The 20,443-nt window shown below is 33.5% G+C and carries 16 protein-coding genes; 14 read left to right on the plus strand and 2 right to left on the minus strand.

What is annotated here, in order from left to right; all coding sequences use genetic code 11:
* Positions 1 to 15 precede the first annotated feature (15 nt).
* The 8 genes from B2745_RS14605 to B2745_RS14640 all read left to right on the plus strand — a co-directional run bounded on the left by B2745_RS14605 (position 16) and on the right by B2745_RS14640 (position 10,957).
* Positions 16 to 201: a hypothetical protein gene (locus tag B2745_RS14605; protein ID WP_026903798.1), complete on the plus strand. Its 186-nt coding sequence runs from the start codon at positions 16 to 18 to the stop codon at positions 199 to 201.
* Between the two features lie 100 nt (positions 202 to 301).
* Positions 302 to 835, plus strand: a complete 534-nt coding sequence (locus B2745_RS14610) for a dihydrofolate reductase family protein (RefSeq protein WP_304068158.1) — start codon at positions 302 to 304, stop codon at positions 833 to 835.
* Between the two features lie 139 nt (positions 836 to 974).
* Entirely contained in the window at positions 975 to 1,580 is a 606-nt protein-coding gene (locus B2745_RS14615) for an RNA polymerase sigma factor (protein ID WP_304068161.1), read from the plus strand.
* 194 nt (positions 1,581 to 1,774) lie between these two features.
* Positions 1,775 to 2,917 (plus strand): FecR family protein, encoded by a 1,143-nt coding sequence (locus B2745_RS14620; RefSeq protein WP_304068164.1) that lies wholly within the window; start codon positions 1,775 to 1,777, stop codon positions 2,915 to 2,917.
* Between the two features lie 29 nt (positions 2,918 to 2,946).
* On the plus strand, positions 2,947 to 6,537 hold the full coding sequence (locus B2745_RS14625) for a SusC/RagA family TonB-linked outer membrane protein (RefSeq protein WP_304068167.1): 3,591 nt from the start codon (positions 2,947 to 2,949) through the stop codon (positions 6,535 to 6,537).
* Positions 6,538 to 6,591: 54 nt separating this feature from the next.
* The gene (locus B2745_RS14630; protein ID WP_304068170.1) at positions 6,592 to 8,016 is read left to right on the plus strand and encodes a RagB/SusD family nutrient uptake outer membrane protein; all 1,425 of its coding nucleotides are present in this window, start codon (positions 6,592 to 6,594) and stop codon (positions 8,014 to 8,016) included.
* Between the two features lie 14 nt (positions 8,017 to 8,030).
* Positions 8,031 to 10,472 (plus strand): zinc-dependent metalloprotease, encoded by a 2,442-nt coding sequence (locus tag B2745_RS14635; RefSeq protein ID WP_304068173.1) that lies wholly within the window; start codon positions 8,031 to 8,033, stop codon positions 10,470 to 10,472.
* Between the two features lie 8 nt (positions 10,473 to 10,480).
* Complete coding sequence (locus B2745_RS14640) at positions 10,481 to 10,957, plus strand: DUF3347 domain-containing protein (protein ID WP_304068176.1); 477 nt, start codon at positions 10,481 to 10,483, stop codon at positions 10,955 to 10,957.
* An 84-nt stretch (positions 10,958 to 11,041) separates the two neighbouring features.
* On the opposite strand, the gene B2745_RS14645 is transcribed toward B2745_RS14640, so the two are convergent.
* On the minus strand, positions 11,042 to 11,467 hold the full coding sequence (locus tag B2745_RS14645) for an OsmC family protein (protein ID WP_304068178.1): 426 nt from the start codon (positions 11,465 to 11,467) through the stop codon (positions 11,042 to 11,044).
* A 245-nt stretch (positions 11,468 to 11,712) separates the two neighbouring features.
* Here B2745_RS14645 and B2745_RS14650 point away from each other — a divergent pair, with 245 nt between their 5' ends.
* Both B2745_RS14650 and B2745_RS14655 read left to right on the plus strand, forming a co-directional pair.
* Complete coding sequence (locus B2745_RS14650; protein WP_304068181.1) at positions 11,713 to 13,341, plus strand: phosphodiester glycosidase family protein; 1,629 nt, start codon at positions 11,713 to 11,715, stop codon at positions 13,339 to 13,341.
* A 4-nt stretch (positions 13,342 to 13,345) separates the two neighbouring features.
* Positions 13,346 to 14,116: a hypothetical protein gene (locus B2745_RS14655; RefSeq protein WP_304068183.1), complete on the plus strand. Its 771-nt coding sequence runs from the start codon at positions 13,346 to 13,348 to the stop codon at positions 14,114 to 14,116.
* Between the two features lie 29 nt (positions 14,117 to 14,145).
* Here B2745_RS14655 and B2745_RS14660 read toward each other — a convergent pair whose 3' ends face one another.
* Entirely contained in the window at positions 14,146 to 15,375 is a 1,230-nt protein-coding gene (locus B2745_RS14660) for an ROK family transcriptional regulator (protein ID WP_304068185.1), read from the minus strand.
* Between the two features lie 233 nt (positions 15,376 to 15,608).
* On the opposite strand from B2745_RS14660, the gene B2745_RS14665 reads away from it, so the two are divergent.
* Genes B2745_RS14665 through B2745_RS14680 form a run of 4 tightly spaced genes read left to right on the plus strand, consistent with a single transcriptional unit; the run spans position 15,609 to position 20,440 of the window.
* Positions 15,609 to 17,456 (plus strand): FAD-dependent oxidoreductase, encoded by a 1,848-nt coding sequence (locus tag B2745_RS14665; RefSeq protein ID WP_304068187.1) that lies wholly within the window; start codon positions 15,609 to 15,611, stop codon positions 17,454 to 17,456.
* Positions 17,457 to 17,514: 58 nt separating this feature from the next.
* Positions 17,515 to 18,795, plus strand: a complete 1,281-nt coding sequence (locus B2745_RS14670) for an MFS transporter (protein ID WP_304068189.1) — start codon at positions 17,515 to 17,517, stop codon at positions 18,793 to 18,795.
* Between the two features lies 1 nt (position 18,796).
* The gene (locus B2745_RS14675; RefSeq protein WP_304068191.1) at positions 18,797 to 19,480 is read left to right on the plus strand and encodes a GDSL-type esterase/lipase family protein; all 684 of its coding nucleotides are present in this window, start codon (positions 18,797 to 18,799) and stop codon (positions 19,478 to 19,480) included.
* A gap of 21 nt (positions 19,481 to 19,501) precedes the next feature.
* Positions 19,502 to 20,440, plus strand: coding sequence for a DUF4434 domain-containing protein (locus B2745_RS14680; RefSeq protein ID WP_304068193.1), 939 nt, complete (start codon positions 19,502 to 19,504; stop codon positions 20,438 to 20,440).
* Positions 20,441 to 20,443: the final 3 nt, after the last annotated feature.

Here is a 20,443-nt window from a genome sequence, read left to right on the forward strand (position 1 = left end):
AAGGAGTATTTTAAAATGAAACAATTTGAAGAAGTAAAAAGATTAGTAGCAGAACTAGAAGGTGATGCAGACAAATTTTACAACAAAGGTAACAGCGCTGCTGGTACAAGAGTAAGAAAAGGAATGCAAGACTTAAAAAACTTAGCTCAAGCTATTCGTTTAGAAGTTCAAGAAACTAAAAATAAAGCTGCTGGTAAATAATTAACCAATTACTTTATTTATAAAACCCAAAGACGCATGTTTTTGGGTTTTTTTGTTTGAAAGCTCTTTATTTGAGTGCATATTTAATCTTTTATTTGTAATGATGAGAAAAGTTAACCTTTATATAGCTATGAGTTTAGATGGATATATAGCTACAGAATCCGATAATATTGATTTTTTATCCATGGTAGAATCTGTTGGGGAAGATTATGGTCACCAAGCTTTTATGGATAGTATTGATACTGTGATTTGGGGTAGAAAAACATTTGATAAGATATTAACCTTCGGGGATACGCTGATGTATCCTGATAAGAAGATATATGTAATGTCTAAGCAAAGAAAGGGAGACATACAGCATATAACCTACCGAGATGATGTGGTGGTATTAATTAACGAGTTAAAGCAGCAAGAAGGGAAGGATATTTATTGTGATGGAGGTGCAGAAATTGTGGATGAATTATTAAAGCACCAATTGATTGATAGAATTATTGTTTCTATCATTCCGCATTTACTAGGAAGTGGAAAAAGCCTGTTTAAAAATGGTAGATTAGAACAGAGGCTAAAATTTAAAAAAAGCGAAACCTACCCAACAGGTTTAGTACAACTTTGGTATGATGTAAAACCAACATCATAATTTACATCCTTCTTCTTCACAATTTTAAATTATCATTAAATTTAGATTCTTTATTTAAAGTGTTGAGGATTTATGAGTTAAGATAGCCTTTATTCTGTTATTTATTCCTTAATTAGCGAGAATATTTCGATTGATGAATATGTCTCATATTATTAAAGCTTCTGGAGATGATGAGCGTGAGCTGGTTAAAGACTTGGTTAACGGAAACCAAAATGCTTTTAACCAGCTTTATCAGAAGTATAGCGGTCTTATTTATCAAAAGATATTTTTAATGACTAAGTATGAGCATATTGCTGATGAATTGCTTCAGGATATATTTCTTAAAGTTTGGTCAAATAGGGTGAGCATAAACCCAGATAAATCTTTTAAAGCCTGGTTATATACCATAGCCCAAAATGTGGTGTATGATTATTATCGTAAACTTGCGCATGATAAGAAAATGCAGGATTACTTTATAGAAAGCTTTACTAATCTTTATTCAGAAACCGAAGATTATTTATTGAATAAAGAGCGTAGTGCCATTTTAAATGCTGCTTTGGAAACACTTAGTCCTAAAAGAAGAGAAATTTTTAGGCTCTGCAAATTTGAAGACAAAAGTTATAAAGAAGTGGCAGATTTATTACAAATAAGCCCATCTACAGTAAGTAATCAGCTGGTTGCAGCAACAAAAAGTATCAAAGAGTATGTTTTTTTACATGCTCAAGAGTTTTTGATGATTTGCATCAGTTTATATCTAAAAAAGTAATTTTACTAACCATTTTATTAAGCCAGAAATAAATTTTTTGGCTATTGTATGGGTTTTTCTTGTTTTTTTAAGCTGATTTTGTCTTTTAAAAAGCTGCTTCTTCCCTCAAATCAATTTTTTTTAAAAAAATATGCAATAGCAATAGTGTATTTTTTCTTTTCGAGCGTATTTAGTTTATATCATGTTAAGATAGTATGAAATTTAAAGCACTTTACCATAAATTCTTATATAACACCATCACCAAGCTTGAGCTTGAAAAATTGATGCAACACTTTAAAAATGAAAGTGAAGCATCTCTTAAACATGAGATTAACGAGGTTTTCCAGTCAAATCAAAATCAAGCTAAACCTATAAATGAACAGCATTTGGAGCGCTTACGTTTGCAAATCATTCATAAAATAGAAAAAGATCAAATTGTTATACAAGAAACTCAGCAGTTTATAATTCCTATTTATTTAAGAGTTGCTGCAGTTTTAGTATTGATAGGCTTAGCAGCTTATTTGTTTTATCCTAAAACTCAAAACATAAATCCTATTGAGCCTGGAAAAAATGTGGCCTTATTAGAAATTAGTGGTAAAAAAATTCCTCTGGATGATGAGCGAGAAAGTGAAATTTACAAGCAGGCTGGTATTTCTATCATCCATCATAAGAATGGGTCTATTACCTATCATATCAATGAAGGGGCAGACAGTACAGAGATTGTTGCTTTACAAACCATTAGAACACCTAAAGGTGGGCAGTATAAAGTTACGCTAAGCGATGGAACAAAGGTGATGTTAAACTCGGCATCCAGATTATATTTTCCGGCAGGTTTTAGAGGCAATACGAGAAGTATAAAGTTAGATGGAGAGGCTTATTTTGAGGTGGCACATCAACCTAAAAGACCTTTTATAGTAGATGTTAATGGTATGCAGGTAAAAGTTTTGGGTACCAAGTTTAATGTGAGTAATTATCCAGAAGATAAAGGAATTAAAACTACGCTATTAGAGGGTAGTGTGGCTATAGATTATCCGGGTAACCATAAAACTAATCTTTTAAAACCCAATCAGCAAGCTTTATTTAATAAGGGTGGTTTAACCATTTCTGATGTGAATACAGAAGAATCTGCCGCATGGACAAATAATTTATTCTTATTTAACAATGTGCCGTTTGACGTAGTGATGCAAAAACTTGCCAGATGGTATAACATAGAAGTAGACTATGAGAGTTTACCAAAAAGAAATCTATACGTGAAAATTAATAGAAATGTAGAAATGCAGAAAGTTTTAGAAATGATATCACTTACTACCGATGTGAAATTCAAGTTTGAAGGGAGGAAACTTAGCATAGCACAATGAAGAATTAAAATTTAACCAAAACGTATGATATGAAACAAACCCACAAAACCTATTCACTTACCACTAAACTATGTTTGCAGTTCTTACTAGTGCCGCTATTCTTAGTTTTAGTAACGTTAAAATCAAACGCTCAAACTTATAGCTTTGATTTTAAAAATACTCCTTTTAAAACGGTTATAGCCGAAATCACATCAAAAACTAATTATCAGTTTGTTTTTGATGCAAGCTATTTACAACAAGCCAAACCTGTAACTTTAACAGTAAACAGTGCTAGTATAAACCAAATATTAGATGCTGTTTTTCAGAACCAGACTTTTAGTTACACACTATCAGAAAATACGATTGTAATGGTGCCCCAAAAAGCATCAACTAAAGAAAATTTTACCGCTAAAGGATTGGTGATAGATGAAAATAAGCAACCTATACCGGGTGTAGTTGTTAAAAATAAGAGCAGCAATAATTTTGTTCTTACTGATGCTAATGGGAATTTTTCTATCAATCTTACTGAAAGCCCGTCTACACTGGTATTTAGTTATTTAGGATACGCTACAGAAGAGCGTTCTGTAACAAAAAATCCAGCGTATGTTTCTCTGCAAATGCAGGTTAATGCAGAAGAATTAAGTGCTGTAGTAGTAAATGGTTATCAAACCATCAGCAGAGAGCGTTCTACAGCAGCGGCTACCATTTTAACAGAGAAAAAGTTAAATGAAAATATCAACGTAGATTTACTAAGTGCCATTGAGGGTAGGGTAGCAGGCTTGGTGTATAATAAAAATCCAAACGGTTTAGGTGCCGACCAACCAGAAATAAGAGGTAGAGGTACTTACTCTGTCCAGTCTGGTGATTTTGCCCCATTGATTGTGGTTGATGGTTTGCCTACAGAGCTAACGCTTGACCAAATTAACCCTTACGATGTAGAATCTGTAACGGTACTAAAAGATGGTGCAGCAGCTTCTATTTATGGTGCCCGTTCTGCTAATGGTGTTATTGTGGTAACTACAAAAAAAGCACAAGGGGCTACAAAAATTTCTGTTAACTCAGATTTCTTTATCAACACGAAACCAGATTTAGATTTGCTTGGTTTAGCATCTACAGCTCAAGTGATAGATTATGAAACACGTCTTTACAACCAAGAAAGATCTAGGTTTGCAACTACAGAAGCTATGTTTCAATCTTATGGTACGGTAGCTAATGGAAGTATCAAATATTACTCTCCATTATATCAATTATATAGAGATAGAGATGCAGGTTTGCTTACTCAAGCTGCGGTAGATCAAACATTGAACAATTGGGGGCAAAACGACTATATGCAAGAATATAGAGATCAAGTTTGGCAAAACGAATTTAGACAGCGTTATAACGTTTCTTTAAGTACCGGAAATGCCAAGAGCAACACTTTTGTGTCTTTAAATTACGATAAAGGAAAAGAACGTGTTGTAGGTAATAACAACGAAAACTATAACCTTTATTTCAAAAATAGTTTCAAGCCTAAAAAATGGTTAGATGTTACAGTTGGTTTAAACGGTCAGTATCAATTAGCTGATGATACTGATGGTTCTTACAATAATATATTTCTGCAAAACCGTTATGAGCGAATCATTGGCGAGAATGGTAACAGAGAGCAGGTAGACTATGTTAATTTTGCTGATAACTTTGCTGGCGCTACAGCTATTAATGGTGCTGTTGCCAGAATTTTAAATGCCAACCCTGCTTTTAAATCTACCCGTTTTAATGTTTTAGATGCTTTAGATGAAGGTGTTACCAATAGTAAAAGAATTGGAATAAGAGCGTTTACCAATTTGCAATTTAATATCACTAAAGCCATCAGTTATAGCACTCAATTTCAGTACGAGCTGAATGAGACAAGAAGAGAAACTTATTTAGACGTTAACTCTTACAAAGTACGTAGTGCTGCAAATGCTTTAACTAATTTTGCTAATAATACTTATACCTATGGCTTACCTGTTGGCGGAAGGTTTGAGCAGTTTAATCGAGCATCTAATGCTTATACTTTTAGAAATCAATTAAATTTAGATAAGAGTTTTGATGAAGGTACCCACGCAATTTATGCTATTGCAGGTTTTGAGATGAGACAAACTTTCACGCCAAGATCTGTTCAGGATATTCGTTATGGTTATGATCCAGTAACCTTGACTTCCACCATCATCAATGAAAATGAATTAAGTATAACAGGTTTACCAAGTTATATTTACGGAGGCAGGAAAACTTTAAGTGTTGTACCAAGAACTCAAGAAGAATCAAAAAATAGATACGTTTCTTTCTATACCAATGCAGGTTATACTTTTAAAAACAAGTATAACGTAACAGGTAGTTTCCGTATAGACCAAACCAACCTTTTTGGTGTAGAGTTTAATGATAGAAGCAGACCTTTATGGTCAGTTGGTTTAGGCTGGAATGCCAGCAATGAAGAATTCCTAAGTAACATCAGTTGGTTAGAAATGCTTAAAGTTAGAGGAAGTTATGGTATAAACGGTAGAATAGATAGAAACACCAGTAAATATGCAACTTTTAGGTTAAGAAATGATCAATTATTCCCATCGTTGCAATACCTGGACTTACTTAGCGTGGCAAACCCTATGTTAAGATGGGAAAAAACGGCTACAACAAATCTTGGAGTTGATTTTGCCTTATTTAAAAATCGTTTGTTTGGAACTATAGATTTATACAACAGATATAGCTCTGATTTAATTGTAAGTACAGAATTAGACCCAACTATTGGTGCAATTGGCAATCAAATAACTTTAAACAATGGAGCTTTAAGAAATAAAGGTATAGAGATTACTTTAGGTGGCGAATGGTTGCGTACTAAAGATTGGAAATTAAGTTCTACTTTGGTTTATGCTTATAATAAAAACATTATAGAGGATGTAAATAAAGCCATATCTACTCCGTTTTCTTATATCCAATCTCCAAGTTCTAATTTCTTCGAGAATGATGCTTTTAATAGTCTTTACGGTTTCCGTTACGGTGGTATTGTTAATGGTTACCCTTATGTTTTAGATGAGAATGGTAATCCTAGTATACAATTTGATGCTAACGGACAACCAATTGCTGGTACTATAAAATCTATTAATGATAACAGAGCGTTGGTGAATTTAGGGACATTAATCCCTAAGTTTAATGGTTCTTTCTCGCAAAGAGTGGCTTATAAACAATTTGAGCTAGGGATGTTATTTATATACTCAGGAGGTAATAAATTACGTAAAAACCCAGTTCAAGATAATGTTAACAATATTAGAGCAGCTAATATAGCCTTGAGTGATGGTACTACGCCAAGATTACCGGCAGATTATCCTATTACTACTCACATATTTAGTAATATGAATACCATCAATTCTCAGTTTAGAGCTGCTGATATAAATGTTTTCTCGGCCGATTATATCAAATTAAGAAATATTTCATTGGCTTATAGCTTACCAAAAGCAGTGGTTACAAAAGTAGGCTTAGCATCAGCTCGTTTAACCGGACAGGTTAATAATTTATGGTTCGCTAGTGCTGCTGGTGATGATATAGACCCAGAAACTTATTCATTAAATTCTGGTAGCTATAGCGTTCCGCTTCCAAAATCATTTTTATTAGGTGTAAATGTAACTTTCTAATTATAAAACAATTATGATTGATTTATCATCATAAGGAAATAAAAAATTAAACAAATGAAGAATAAAATATTAGTATTTGCATTGGTTGTCATGGCTTTACTTCCATCATGCGAAAAATATACAGATATTACCCCAACAGGTGCGGTTATCTTAAATTCAACAGAAGATTATTACAAATTGGTTTCTTTCCCTAATAGAGCTTATTTTAATGCTAATTTTCAGTATTTGGTAGACGATCAATGGATGAAAGAATCTGATGTAGTTGGAATTAATAAAAATATTAATATCATCAATTTTACTTTTGATGAGCAAGCAGACAGGGTATCTTTGCTTACAGCTTCAACCTTTTACGATAGAGCATATTTTTATATTAACCGATGGAATACCATTATCTCTGGTATTGATTTTACAACTGGTGAACAACGTATCAAAGATTTAGCTAAAGCCGAGGCTAAAATTTTAAGAGCCTTTGACCACTTTTTATTGGTTAATGTTTATGCCAAAGCTTATGACCCTACAACAGCTGCTACAGATGGTGGTATATGTATCATGGATAAATACGATTTAGAAGCAAAACCTAAAAAATCTACTGTAGAAGAAGTTTATCAATTTATTCAAAAAGATATTGATGAAGCTTTACCTTTATTAGAAGAAAATCCGGTTGATCCTTATCATCCTAATATTGCTTTTGGATATGCGTTAAAAGCTAAAGTACATTTGTTTAAAAGAGAAATTGCACTAGCTAAAGAGGCTGCTTTAAAATCTTTGAGTTATAGAGATGAGATTTTTGATTTGGTAGATTATGCTCAAAAGGGAGGTCCTAGTGCTATTGCTATTGTGCCACCTAATAACCCTGAGATTTTAAGCTATATGTACATGACTGGTAATACAGAAATGAATTTTGCATATACCAATAGCATAAGCCCCGAATTAAGAAATTTATTCGGAAATAATGATGCAAGGTTTAATTTATTCTTTGTTAATAACAGTGCTAGCTTTGTTGATGTATTGTCTGGGGCAGCCTACTACAACATAAGAGCCAATAGGTTTTTCTATGGCACAGTGGGTTTAAAAACAACAGAAGTACATTTGATGTTAGCAGAATGTTATGCTCGTGAAAATAATTTTGCTGATGCCGTTGCTATTCTTAATAAATTAAGAGCAAAAAGAATTCTGACTGGAACCGTAAATTTAGATGTTCCAACAACCAGAAAAGCAACTATGGAATTAATCGTAAATGAAAGACGTAAAGAACTACTTTTTGGTTTTCATCGTTTTTTTGATTTAAAGCGTTTAAATAATGAGCCAGAGTATGCTAAAACTTTAACCAGAAGGTATCCGGTTGTAAGAACAGATGTTCCGCAACAAACATATACTTTAGCGCCAAATTCAAGGTTATATATCATTCCGTTCCCATTAAATGCGATGAAACTTAATCCTAATTTGAGGCTTAATACAGACGAAAAATTACCCTTTTAACCCATAATTATTATATGAGATTAATCATCAGTATCGTTTTCTTTTCTTTTTTAACCCACATTGGTTTTGCACAAAGTGCAGAGACAAAAAGTGATAGTACAAAAACAAGTACCAGCACCAAAGGAAAAAAGAAATACGAAGACATTATTCCAGACAAGGCGATTACTACAGAAGGATTATTTACCGTTAAAAACTTTGACGGTAAGTACTTCTTCGAGATACCAGATAGTTTGTTTAACAGACTTATCTTAACCATTACCAGATTAACCGCTACACCGCAAGGTTTTGGTTTATTTGGTGGAGAAAAAGTAAACGAGCAAACTATTTATTTTGAAAAAGCTCTAGACAACAGGATTTTTATCAGATCAGAAGTTTATAAGCAAGAGAGTAAAGATTCTACTCAGGCTATTTACAGAGCCGTTTCTGCATCAAGGTTAAACCCTATTGTAGCTGCTTTTGAAATCAAAACTGTGAATCCTAAAAATAACAGACATGTTATAGAGGTGACAGATTTTTTCAAAAAAGATAATCCTATAGTTTCACTTGCTGCAAGTATCAAAACAGATAAAAAGCTATCTGCTTTAGCTGATGATAGATCTTTTATTAATAGTATTCATGCTTATCCTATCAATCTGGAAGTAAGAACAACTAAAACTTATAACGCAAGTTCATCACCGGTAGGGGCTGGTGCTTTAACAGGTAATATCACCTTAGAGCTAAATACATCCATGGTATTGCTACCTAAAGTACCTATGATGAAGCGTATTTTTGATGAACGTGTAGGCTATTTTGCTAATAAAATTCTCACTTTTAATGATGATGACCAAGGCAGTAAAAGTGCCGAGTTTATCCAGCGTTATAGGTTAGAACCTCGTGAGCAAGATATGCAAAAGTATTTGAGAGGCGAATTGGTTGAACCTAAAAATCCTATTGTTTTTTATATAGACCCAGCAACACCTAAGAAATGGAGACCTTATTTAATGGCTGGTGTTGAGGATTGGCAAGAAGCTTTTGAAGCTGCCGGCTTTAAGAAAGCTATCATTGCTAAAGAATGGCCAGAAAACGACCCTACCATGAGTTTAGAAGATGCTCGTTTTTCTGTCATCAGGTATTATGCTTCTGAGACTCCAAACGCTTATGGGCCTCGCATTAGTGATCCTAGAAGTGGAGAGATTATTGAAAGCCATGTGGGCTGGTTTCATAACGTAATGAGCCTTTTACATGATTGGTATATGATACAGGCTGGTCCGCTAGACCCCAGAGCCAGAAGAATGGTTTTTGATGATAAATTAATGGGCGAGCTGATACGTTTTGTGTCATCCCATGAAATTGGGCATACCATAGGTTTAAGGCATAATATGGGCGCTAGCAGCCAAACTCCAGTAGAATTATTGAGAGATAAAAAATGGGTAGAAGCTAATGGACATACCAATTCTATTATGGATTATGCCCGTTTCAATTATGTAGCACAGCCAGAAGACCAAATAGGGCCAAAAGGTATTTTCCCAAGAATAGGTGCTTATGATAAGTGGGCTATAGAATGGGGTTATCGTATGTTTTATAAGCCTTTAGAAGAGGAAACTAAAATTTTGAATAAGCTTACCATCGATAGGTTAAAGAAGAATCCGAAATTATGGTTTGGCGGTGAAGGTAAAGATGCCGACCCACGTTCGCAACGCGAAGATTTGGGAGATAATGCTGTGAAAGCAAGTAATTACGGCATTGAAAACTTGAAAAGAGTAGTTGAAAACCTACCACAGTGGACGTATGAAGATGGTAATTTGTATACCAACTTAGAACGTATGCACAAACAGGCGGTTACCCAATATTCTAGATACTTGTATCATGTAATGAAGAATTTTGGTAATTACTATATCAATTTAAAAACTTACGAGCAAGAGGGGCCAGTTTATACGCCTATCCCTAAAAGTATGGTAAAAGAGGGGCTAACTTATTTAGATAAGCAGCTGTTTAACTCTCCTTTATGGTTATTTCCAGAGGCTATAAGTTCTAAAATTGAAGCAGATCCGTTAAAGAAAATACCTGAAATACAAGGACAAATTGTTAATATGCTTTTAAGTGCTGGTTTAATCATTAACATCAGTAAACCAACAGCTCCAGAGGCTAAATATCCGGCAGATGAATATTTGAATGATTTAATTCCTATCATTTGGAAAAAGGAAACTGTTGCTGAGGCTGCTATGTATAGAAGGGCTTTCCAGAGATTATATGTAGACAGGTTAAGAGTTTTGCTAAACCCAGAGGTAAAAGATATGAAGGAGTCTGGTTTTGTTTTTAAAAGTGATGTACCGCTTTATGCAAGAGAACATGCTTTGAAGCTAAAAGCACAAATTCAAACTTTAAATGCCAGTACAACTGTTAAGCTTGATAATCTGCACTATCAGGCTTGTTTGAAAGAAATAGATAAAATTTTAAATCCTAAAGAAGATAAATAAGTATTGATATGAAAAAAATCTTGATCGTAGCTTTTTTGTTTGCTACACAATTGGTAATAGCACAGGATAAAAGTGTAAAATCTGGGGCTTTAAATGCTTACCTACAGTTGAAAGACCAGTTGGTAGTTTCTGATTCTCTTGCGGCTAAAACTTCTAGCGCTACATTAAGCAAGTTATTAAAAGATATGCCTGTTAAGGCTAGTCATCCTGATACTTTAGCTAAATTAAACTCGGCGAAAGCTAAAATAGTTAAGTATGCTGCTGCGCTATCTAAAACAGGAAATATTAACTTACAAAGACAGTATTTTGAAGGTATTTCGGCAGAAATATGGCCATTGGTAAATAAAACTAAGGGGTCTACTCTTTATTTACAGAGGTGCCCTATGACAGGTGTTAAATGGTTAAGCTTATCAAAAGAAATCAAAAACCCATATTACCCTAAAAATATGTTAGGCTGTGGGACAGTTATTGCTACCTCCAATTGATAAAACAATAAAGTGTTAGTTAAACCCAATGAATCGTTAGTGTATTGGGTATTAAACGCAGCTTTTAAAGCTGCGTTTACTTTTTTAAGATAATTCTTGTAGCGTAGTAACTAATTGAATTTCCGTATTTAAAAGTTTAGAAATAGGGCAAATTTCTTTCGCTTTTTGCGCTAATTGCTCAAACTCTTCTTTAGATATGCCAGGTATAGCGCCGCTAAGTTCTAAGGTAATGAGGTTTACGCTACCATCTTCAAATTGTACATGAGCGATAGTGTCTAGATTTTCTGGTGTAAAACCTGCTTCTGATATTAAAAAGCTTAGTTGCATAGTAAAACAACCCGCATGAGCTGCTGCAATTAATTCTTCTGGGTTGGTACCAATACCATCCTCAAAACGAGTTTTATAAGATAATTGGGTGTTATTTAATACTGTACTTTCAGTACTAATGGCTCCATTGCCCTCTTTACCTGTACCTTTCCAGTTTGCTGATGCTTTTCTTGTAAATTTCATAATGATATATTTTGATTTTAATTGACTATTTGTGGTTTAGCTATCAAAAATTTAGCCAAGTGAGAAGTATGATTTTTTAAACTTAATTAATCATAAACCACTCGCTGTATCATAACAATTAGATCATAATCACATTTCTTAAAAAAAGATTGATAATCATGAGAAATGTCATTATTAATATTTTTTAATAATTTTATTTTGTTAATAAAATAAAATTAATAACTTTAATTTATTAATAAATAATTATGAATTACTTAAGAGGATTTTTAATGTTTTGTTTTTTACTATTAAGTTCTGACATTTTAACTGCGCAGAGCTTAATAGTAAATAGATACTTTAATAGTGGAACAGGAGATGGAACAGGTGACGTGGTAGAGCTTGTTGTAATCACAGATAAGTTGGACATTAGGAAATGGTTTATAAAAGACCATGGTAATGGTACTGCGGCAGTTGGAGGTAGATTGGATGAAGGCGGAGCTAAAATTCGCTTCAATGATATTCCCTTGTGGTCTAATTTAAGATCGGGTACTGTAATAGTTCTTAGGAGACTAACTGCTACACAGGCACAAACTTTTGTATCAGATGCTGATGCTAGTGATTATATTATTGATTTGTCTATCAATGATTCTAATTATTTTACGGATTTGTTGGGGAATGCGTTTAATGTAACCCCCCATGAAGCTGTTATGGTTAGGGCTGATGTTACAGATATTACGCCAACTATGACCTTAACTGAAAAAAATGCGATTCTTAATGGTGCAAATAAAGCTGTTCATGCCTTAGCTTATGGAGATTTTATGACTACTGCTTTAAATTCTTGGAACAATATCAGAAGTCCCAAAGCTATTTTTAGTAATGGTACAATTAGTACAAATTATGTAGGAAATGGTACTATTGGCATGGTATCATTAACAAATCCTAATCAGCCAAATTATACAACTCCATTAACAAAAAGTACTCCTTTAATTACCGGCTTACCTAATTATTGGATACAGGAAAGTGCTTTAACTGCTAATATGCCTTATGGTATAGAAGTTTATAGATCTACTACTGATTATTCTTTTAACGGCGGGCCTACAAGAAAGATGAATGCTTACATGGTAGTTGTAGATCCTAAATTTGTAGATTTTAAACCTACACATAGCGTAATTAATAAAACTGCTAGTGCTTTTGTGAATGATGAGCCAGGCACTGTTTTAGCCGTTATGAACGCTGGTTTTTTTCAAGCACAACAAAATCCTCCACAATCAAATAATTCTTTTAGTATGTTGAGGTATCAAGGCGTAACCCCAGCTCATAATATAGGTAGCTTAACAAGAAGTTTTAATGGGAGTAATACATCTTACTTTCCAACTAGGGCTGCTTTTGGTTTAGCTCCAAATTTATTGCCGGATGTAGCTTGGGTTTATAATATATCTGGAGTAGTATATTCTTATTCAACTCCTAGTCCTAATCTTATTAACACTGCCCCTCAGCCGCAACCAACTTCCACGGGTGGGGTTATATGGAATAATGTTACTGCAGTGGGTGGTGCGCCTATGTTGATTAAAAACGGGAATGTAAATGTTACAGATGCAGAAGAGTTAATTGTTATTGATAATACAAGTGCTAGGGCTAGATCCGCTATTGGTTATACAGCAGACGGTAAAATTATAATGCTCGTTGCAGAGGGTGGTAATTCTGGTGTTTCTGATGGATTAAATTTAGTAGAGCTAGCAAACTACATGAAAGATATAGGATGTGTGGGCGCAATTAATCTAGATGGAGGAAGCTCATCAACCTTACGGGTTAACAATCAGCAAATGATTAGACCTTCTAGTGGAGGTAATGAGCAACCTATGCCAGGCGTTATTTTAATTAAAGCTAAAAACTAGAATCATGATGATCAAAAAATATATAAGTGCAATAGCATTGATGTTATCTTTTTCCCAATCTTTTGGACAAGCCAAGTTAGATTCATTACAAATTTTAAAAGATGTTAACGGAGGCGGTGTTGTTTTTACTACAGTGCCATCTACGGAAGTAGCAACTTTATCTTTCGGGAACGGCTTTGGTGTTAATAATATGGCTTTTATTGCGTCTTTAAGAGCCTATACCAATACCGTTTTACCTATAACATTATCGTCTTTTAAGCCAGTTAAAGAAACCAATTCCATAAAGCTTATATGGACAACCAGTTCAGAAAGTAATTCAGATTATTTCGAAATCTTAAAATCAGTAGATGGTAGTAAATTCAATGTTGTGGGGCTAGTAAAAGCGGCTGGAAACTCAAATCAAATTTTAACTTACAGTTTTAATGATATAAATCCTGTTAAAGGCAATAATTATTACCAGTTAAAAATGGTAGATTTTGATAGGGCTTTTGAAAAATCAATTATTGTTTCATCTAGTTTTGATTTTGAAAAAGAAGATTTCTTCTTGCAGATGAATACTGAAAGTGGAATTTTATCATTAAATATATTAAGTGATAAAGCTAAAATAGCTTTATTTGAGGTGTTTGACTTAGGAGGGAGAAAACTCTTCACAAAGAATTTAACACTACAAAATGGAGTAAATAATTTTGATTTTAGTTTAAATACAAACTCAAAAGTAATTATTGTTAATTTAACTAGCGAGGGCAATAGAAAGGTGAAAAAGCTAATTAATTAACCAAGAAAATTTAGCAAGATAAATAGCCATCAATCTAAATTCAAGAGTCTGTTTCTAGCTAATAAACAAGCTCCAATAACTCCTGATTTTTCACCAAGTAAAGAAATTTTAATCTTAGTATCGCTATTTACCAAGCTTAAAGAATATTTGTTAATAGCACTTTTTATAGGCAAAATAAGGTATTCTCCGGTTTTGGCTAAACTGCCGCCAACAATAACTAATTCTGGATTAAATATGTTTATAAGGAGTGCTATTCCTCTACCTAATTTATCTCCTAAATCTGCTATTAAATCAATAGCTAAAACATCATCTTTATTTGCTGCATCTATAATGCTATCCATATCAATTTGATTTAAAGAAAAAGAAGGATCATTCTTTTTAACTAAAATACTGGAAGTACCAGCTTCAACTTTTTCTTTAAAGTTTCTGGTGAGCGCCCAGCCAGAACCTTCTGTTTCTAAACAGCCTTTTTTGCCACACTGGCAAATAATATTATTGTTAAAAAGAGGTATATGTCCAAATTCACCAGCAAATCCTGATTTTCCATAATATAATTGGCTGTTGATCATCACTCCCATTCCTATTCCATGGTCCAAATTTAAGAAGAGAACATTTTTTTCTTCTTTCACGAGGCCCGAATTAAATTCTCCATAAGCCATCGCTCTAGAATCATTTTCTAAAAAAGTTTTAATGCTAAGCTCCTTTTCTAAGGATTTTGCTAAAGGCTCTTCATTAAAATTAAAAAAACTATAACTGTAGCCGGTATCATGGTTAATTCTTCCAGATAAATTTACACCTAAGCCTAAAATTTTTTCTTTTTTAATGCTTAAGTTTTTAATGAAATTTTTAATGATGTCTATCAGGTCAATTAAAGCTTCTGGTGAATTGGTAAGCTTGTATGGAATGTTTTCTTTTATTTCGATAAGATTTTTTTGTAAATCTGTTAAACCAATATTGATATGGTTTTGCTTAATATCAACCCCTAGAAAAAAAACAGAATTGCCTACCATTCCGTAAAGATTGGGTTTTCTTCCTCCTGTAGACTCAACCTTACCTAAATCTTCTACTAAGCCATCTTGAATAAGTTCGCTTATTAAGTTGGTTACCTTAGGAACACTTAAATTTACTTCTTTGCAAACATCAGCAATAGTATAGCTGCCATTTCTGCATAAAAAAGATATAATATTCTTTTTTAATTGGATGTTTTTTAAAGCTACGCCGTACGTGTTTTCATTATTCAGCTCTTCAAAAAATGTCATAAGGTTGATTATAAAAATTATTAATAACTAAAATCAAAAGTACAATAAGTTAAGCTAAAGAATAAGTATTTGTAAAGCATTTTTTAAAAAGCAGAGAGATGGTTAAATTAGTGTTATAGCTTAGCCCAATAAAGAAGTAATTATCTAAAAAGCCTGAATCTCTGATTTTAGAATTTATTATTAAAAAAAATTAAAAACTTTTGATTTGTTTATAATTAAATTTATATTCGTATATGAATTATAAACAATCCCTCTTACTGGCTATTTTATTTTCATTTAGTTGTCTTACTGTTCAGGCTAAAAAGATAGAAGTATATAAAACCTCGGTGCTTATTGTTGGTGGTGGTGCAAGTGGTGTTACCGCTGGTTTACAAGCGTCTAGATTAGGGGCTAAAACTTTGATTATTGAAGAAACAGATTGGCTGGGAGGGATGTTGACTTCTGCTGGTGTTTCTGCTGTAGATGGAAATCATCAACTACCTTCAGGTTTGTGGGGAGAATTTAGGCAGAAGCTATATGATTATTATGGTGGGCCAGCTCAATTAGAAACTGGCTGGGTTAGCAATACATTGTTTGAACCTGAAGTTGGGAATCAAATTTTTAAACAAATGACTGCCAAGACTACTGAGCTAAGTATCTGGTATCAAACTAAATTTTCTAATGTTAAGAAAATAGATAAAGGCTGGGTGGTGCAGGTTACCAAAGGAAATAAAAGCTACTTGATTCATGCGGATGTTGTGATTGATTGTACAGAGTTGGGCGATGTGATGGCAGCAGCCGGAGCTGTATTTTATGTAGGTATGGACAGTAAAAACAGAACTGGAGAAGTTTATGCGCCAGAGGAAGCTAATAATATTATACAAGATTTAACTTATGTAGCCGTATTAAAAGATTATGGTAAAGGCACTGATAAAACTATTTCTAAACCTTCGGGTTTTGATCCTAAAGAATTTGAAAACTCTTGTGATGTATCAGACCCTTCTTCTGGTCATATTTCTGCCAATATAGATTGTGAAAAAATGTTGACTTATGGCAAATTGCCTAATGGTAAATATATGATTAACTGGCCTAAAGAAGGTAACGATATTTATCTGAATATTATAGCTAAAACGTCAGCAGAACGCGAGATTGAATTAAAAAAAGCTAAATTACATACACTTAGGTTTATTTATTACATACAAACAGTGTTAGGTTATAAAAACTTAGGATTATCTGATGAATTTGGTACTAAAGATCAACTTCCTAAAATTCCATATCATAGAGAATCAAGAAGGGTAGAAGGATTAGTTAGTTTACCTGTACATTATCTAGAGAAACCTTTTGATCAAGAGTTTCCACTTTATAGAACTGGTGCTATTGTTGGTGATTATACTATAGATCATCATCACCTTAAGAACCCTAATGCCCCTCAGATAGATTTTATTAAAATTAAAATTCCTTCTTATAATGTACCGCTTGGGGCATTAATTCCTAAAAATTTATCAAATTTTATAGTTGCAGAGAAGAGTATAAGTGTATCAAATATTGTAGCTGGCGCAACTCGTTTACAACCTGTAGTTTTAGAAATTGGACAGGCAGCTGGTGCCTTAGCTGCTCTATCTGTAAAAGAAGGTAAAGATCCAAAGGATCTAAATATTAGAGATGTACAATCTAAACTTTTGGATGCCCAGGTATATTTAATGCCTTATCTAGATGTTAAACCTACTGATTCATATTTCAAAGCTGTACAAAAGATAGGTGCAACAGGAATTTTAAAAGGAACCGGAAATCCTTACAAATGGGCAAATCAAACATGGTTTTATCCAAATCATCCTGTTAGTGAGTTTGAAATGGTTAAAGGCTTAAAGAGCTATTATCCGGCTTTAGAAAATTATCAAGCAAGTGGTGCTGATTTAACTATTTCTGAATTTATAAAAATGTTAATTGCCATTGATCCTAAAATTTCTAAAGATACAGTAAAGCAAAAATATGCGCTTTTGTCTAATAACGAAGTTATGAAAAGAAGCGAAGTAGCTGTATTAATTGATGCATTATTAAATCCTTTTGACCAAGCAATAGATTGGTTTGGAAATCTGAAATAGATTTTAAAAATCTTTAAATATCAATATAAGCGGTAATAATTTTTTTGATAAACACTATATGGCTCAAAACAAACTCACTCAAAGAAGTCCAATTTATTGGATTCCATCAACATGGTTTGCTATGGGCTTGCCTTTTGTTGCATTAGCTGCTGCGAGTGCTATTATGTACAAAAACTTAGGAGTTTCGGATTCTCAGATAGCCTTCTGGACTTCATTAATTATGCTTCCCTGGACTTTGAAACCTTTATGGGGGCCATTTTTGGAGATGTATAAAACCAAAAAGTTTTTTGTATACGCTACACAAATTTTAACAGGCTTATTATTTGGTTTGGTAGGATTATCATTACAGTTAGATCATTTTTTTAGTGTATCTATTGCGGTATTGGCTATCATAGCTTTAAGTGCATCTACCCATGATATTGCGGCAGACGGCGTTTATTTAAACGAGTTAAATGCAAAGTCACAGGCCACATTTGTAGGCTGGCAAGGCGCTTTTTATAATATAGCTAAAGTTTTTTCTGGGGGGGTATTGGTTTATTTAGCTGGCGAGCTTGAAAATAAACTAGGAATTGCTAACGCTTGGATGATTGTGATGTTTGCTTATGGCATCATCATGTTGTTACTAGGCTTTTACAATATGAAAATGCTTCCTGATAGTGAGAAAGTGCAAAGTGTAAATTCAGCAAAAGAAAGCCTAAGTACGCTTAAGGATGTTATCATTACCTTTTTTCAGAAAAAGAATATTTGGTTTAGCTTGGCTTTTATTGTTTTCTATCGTTTTGCCGAAGGGCAAGCTATTAAGATTACGCCTTTGTTTTTTAAAGCAAGTAGAGCCGAAGGAGGTTTGGGGTTAACCACTTCTCAAATAGGGGTGCTGTACGGAGTTTTTGGGGCTATTGCATTTGTACTAGGCTCTATTGCAGCAGGTTATTTTGTGTCTAATAAAGGTTTAACAAAAAAGACTTTACTCATATTATGCTGTTTTTTTAACCTTCCTTTTGCGGCATACGCATTTTTAGCCATCACTTTACCCACAAGTCAGTTAATTATTGGTACTGCCGTAGCCATAGAATATTTTGGTTATGGTTTCGGTTTTGTTGGTTTGATTTTATTTATGATGCAAAATATTGCTCCCGGAAAATATAAAATGGCACATTATGCTTTTGGTAGTGGATTAATGAATTTAGGATTCATGATTCCTTCTATGGTAAGTGGCTTTGTAAGTGATTATCTAGGTTATAAAGAATTTTTTATTTGGGTGATGATAGCTACCATACCCGCATTTTTAGTAACCTGGTTGGTGCCTTTACAAAAAGTTGAAGAAGAAGTTGAGGATTAAGATGAAAAGATTGATTGAAATTTTTATGCTGCTATTGATTTGCCTTTCGGTATACTCAAGCTTTGCACAAACTATTGATACTAGCTTTGCCGGTCCTTATTTTTTAAAAAGGGAAGCTTATTTTAAAGCTTTACCAGTAAAAAAGAATGCTATTGTTTTTTTAGGTAACAGTATAACAGAGGTTGGTGAGTGGACAGAACTGTTTGATGCTAAAAATATCATTAATCGTGGTGTAAGCGGTGATGTTACTTATGGTGTTATCCATCGTTTACCTGCTATATTGGCTCATAAACCTAAGAAAATATTTTTAGCCATTGGCGTAAATGATATTAAAAGAGGTGCAAGTATAAAAGATGTTGGTATAAGTTACGAAAGAATCGTCAAACTTATAGTGCAAACATCTCCTAAAACTAAATTATATGTACAAAGCATATTGCCTGTAAATGAGGGAATGTTAGCTGCAATTTATGCTAAAATCACGAATGAGCGTATCCATAAAGCTAATGAAGAAATTCAGAAGATAGCCAAGAAGTATGGTTGTACTTATGTAAATCTCCATCAATCCGCATTAAAAGGAAAAGATGGGCAATTAGAAAAAGAACTATCAACTGATGGATTGCACTTACAGCCCAATGCTTATATCATTTGGGCAAATTATTTAAAGTCTTTAAAATACATCAGATAAAACAAGATTAAAATTTTAAAAATGCAAATAACCGGAACTTTTATAGATGAAATCTCGCATGATATTCCTCATCAAAACTGGGGTGAGAAAGAGTGGGAGCAAGATTTTATCTATATGAAAGCTATTGGTATTGATACGGTCATCATGATCCGTAGCGGCTACCGAAAATTTATTACTTATCCCTCTGAATATTTGATAAAAAATTACAGTTGTTATAAGCCTTCTATAGATCTGCTAGAACTTTTTCTGAGCCTTGCTGATAAGTACGAGATGAAATTTTATTTTGGTTTATATGATAGCGGTATTTTTTGGGATACTGGCAATTTACAAGCAGAAATAGATGCTAACCGATACGTAGTAGATGAAGTTTGGACTAAATATGGGCATCACAAAAGCTTTAGTGGTTGGTATGTGAGTACAGAAATTAGTCGTAAAACCAAAGGTTCTATACAAGCTTTTAAAACCTTGGGAATGCAGTGCAAAGATATAAGTAATGGTTTACCTACATTAATCTCTCCTTATATAGATGGCAGAAAAGCTGTTATGGCTCATACTTCGGGATTGAGTAAAGCCGATGCCATTTCTGTAAAAGAGCATGAAGAAGAATGGGGTGAAATTTTTGAAGGTATTTCTGGGGCAATAGACGCTGTCGCTTTTCAAGATGGACATGTTGATTATCACGAGTTACCTGCATTTTTTGAAGTCAATAAAAAACTTGCAGATAAGTTTGGTCTGCAATGCTGGACTAATGTAGAATCATTTGATAGGGATATGCCTATCAAGTTTTTGCCTATTAAGTTTGATAAGATGCGTTTGAAACTAGAAGCAGCGGCAGCCGCGGGATATGATAAAGCCATTACTTTCGAGTTTTCACATTTTATGAGTCCGCAATCTGCTTATTTACAAGCAGGGCATCTTTATAACCGCTATCATGAATATCGAAAAACATTATTAAAATAAATA

This window comes from Pedobacter glucosidilyticus (assembly GCF_002483235.1).
Taxonomy (GTDB): Bacteria; Bacteroidota; Bacteroidia; order Sphingobacteriales; family Sphingobacteriaceae; genus Pseudopedobacter; species Pseudopedobacter glucosidilyticum_B.

Coding starts and splice junctions, on each gene's coding strand:
- B2745_RS14605 (WP_026903798.1), top strand. CDS start 16: ATGAAACAATTTGAAGAAGTAAAAAGATTAGTAGCAGAACTAGAAGGT.
- B2745_RS14610 (WP_304068158.1), top strand. CDS start 302: ATGATGAGAAAAGTTAACCTTTATATAGCTATGAGTTTAGATGGATAT.
- B2745_RS14615 (WP_304068161.1), top strand. CDS start 975: ATGTCTCATATTATTAAAGCTTCTGGAGATGATGAGCGTGAGCTGGTT.
- B2745_RS14620 (WP_304068164.1), top strand. CDS start 1,775: ATGAAATTTAAAGCACTTTACCATAAATTCTTATATAACACCATCACC.
- B2745_RS14625 (WP_304068167.1), top strand. CDS start 2,947: ATGAAACAAACCCACAAAACCTATTCACTTACCACTAAACTATGTTTG.
- B2745_RS14630 (WP_304068170.1), top strand. CDS start 6,592: ATGAAGAATAAAATATTAGTATTTGCATTGGTTGTCATGGCTTTACTT.
- B2745_RS14635 (WP_304068173.1), top strand. CDS start 8,031: ATGAGATTAATCATCAGTATCGTTTTCTTTTCTTTTTTAACCCACATT.
- B2745_RS14640 (WP_304068176.1), top strand. CDS start 10,481: ATGAAAAAAATCTTGATCGTAGCTTTTTTGTTTGCTACACAATTGGTA.
- B2745_RS14645 (WP_304068178.1), bottom strand. CDS start 11,467: ATGAAATTTACAAGAAAAGCATCAGCAAACTGGAAAGGTACAGGTAAA.
- B2745_RS14650 (WP_304068181.1), top strand. CDS start 11,713: ATGAATTACTTAAGAGGATTTTTAATGTTTTGTTTTTTACTATTAAGT.
- B2745_RS14655 (WP_304068183.1), top strand. CDS start 13,346: ATGATGATCAAAAAATATATAAGTGCAATAGCATTGATGTTATCTTTT.
- B2745_RS14660 (WP_304068185.1), bottom strand. CDS start 15,375: ATGACATTTTTTGAAGAGCTGAATAATGAAAACACGTACGGCGTAGCT.
- B2745_RS14665 (WP_304068187.1), top strand. CDS start 15,609: ATGAATTATAAACAATCCCTCTTACTGGCTATTTTATTTTCATTTAGT.
- B2745_RS14670 (WP_304068189.1), top strand. CDS start 17,515: ATGGCTCAAAACAAACTCACTCAAAGAAGTCCAATTTATTGGATTCCA.
- B2745_RS14675 (WP_304068191.1), top strand. CDS start 18,797: ATGAAAAGATTGATTGAAATTTTTATGCTGCTATTGATTTGCCTTTCG.
- B2745_RS14680 (WP_304068193.1), top strand. CDS start 19,502: ATGCAAATAACCGGAACTTTTATAGATGAAATCTCGCATGATATTCCT.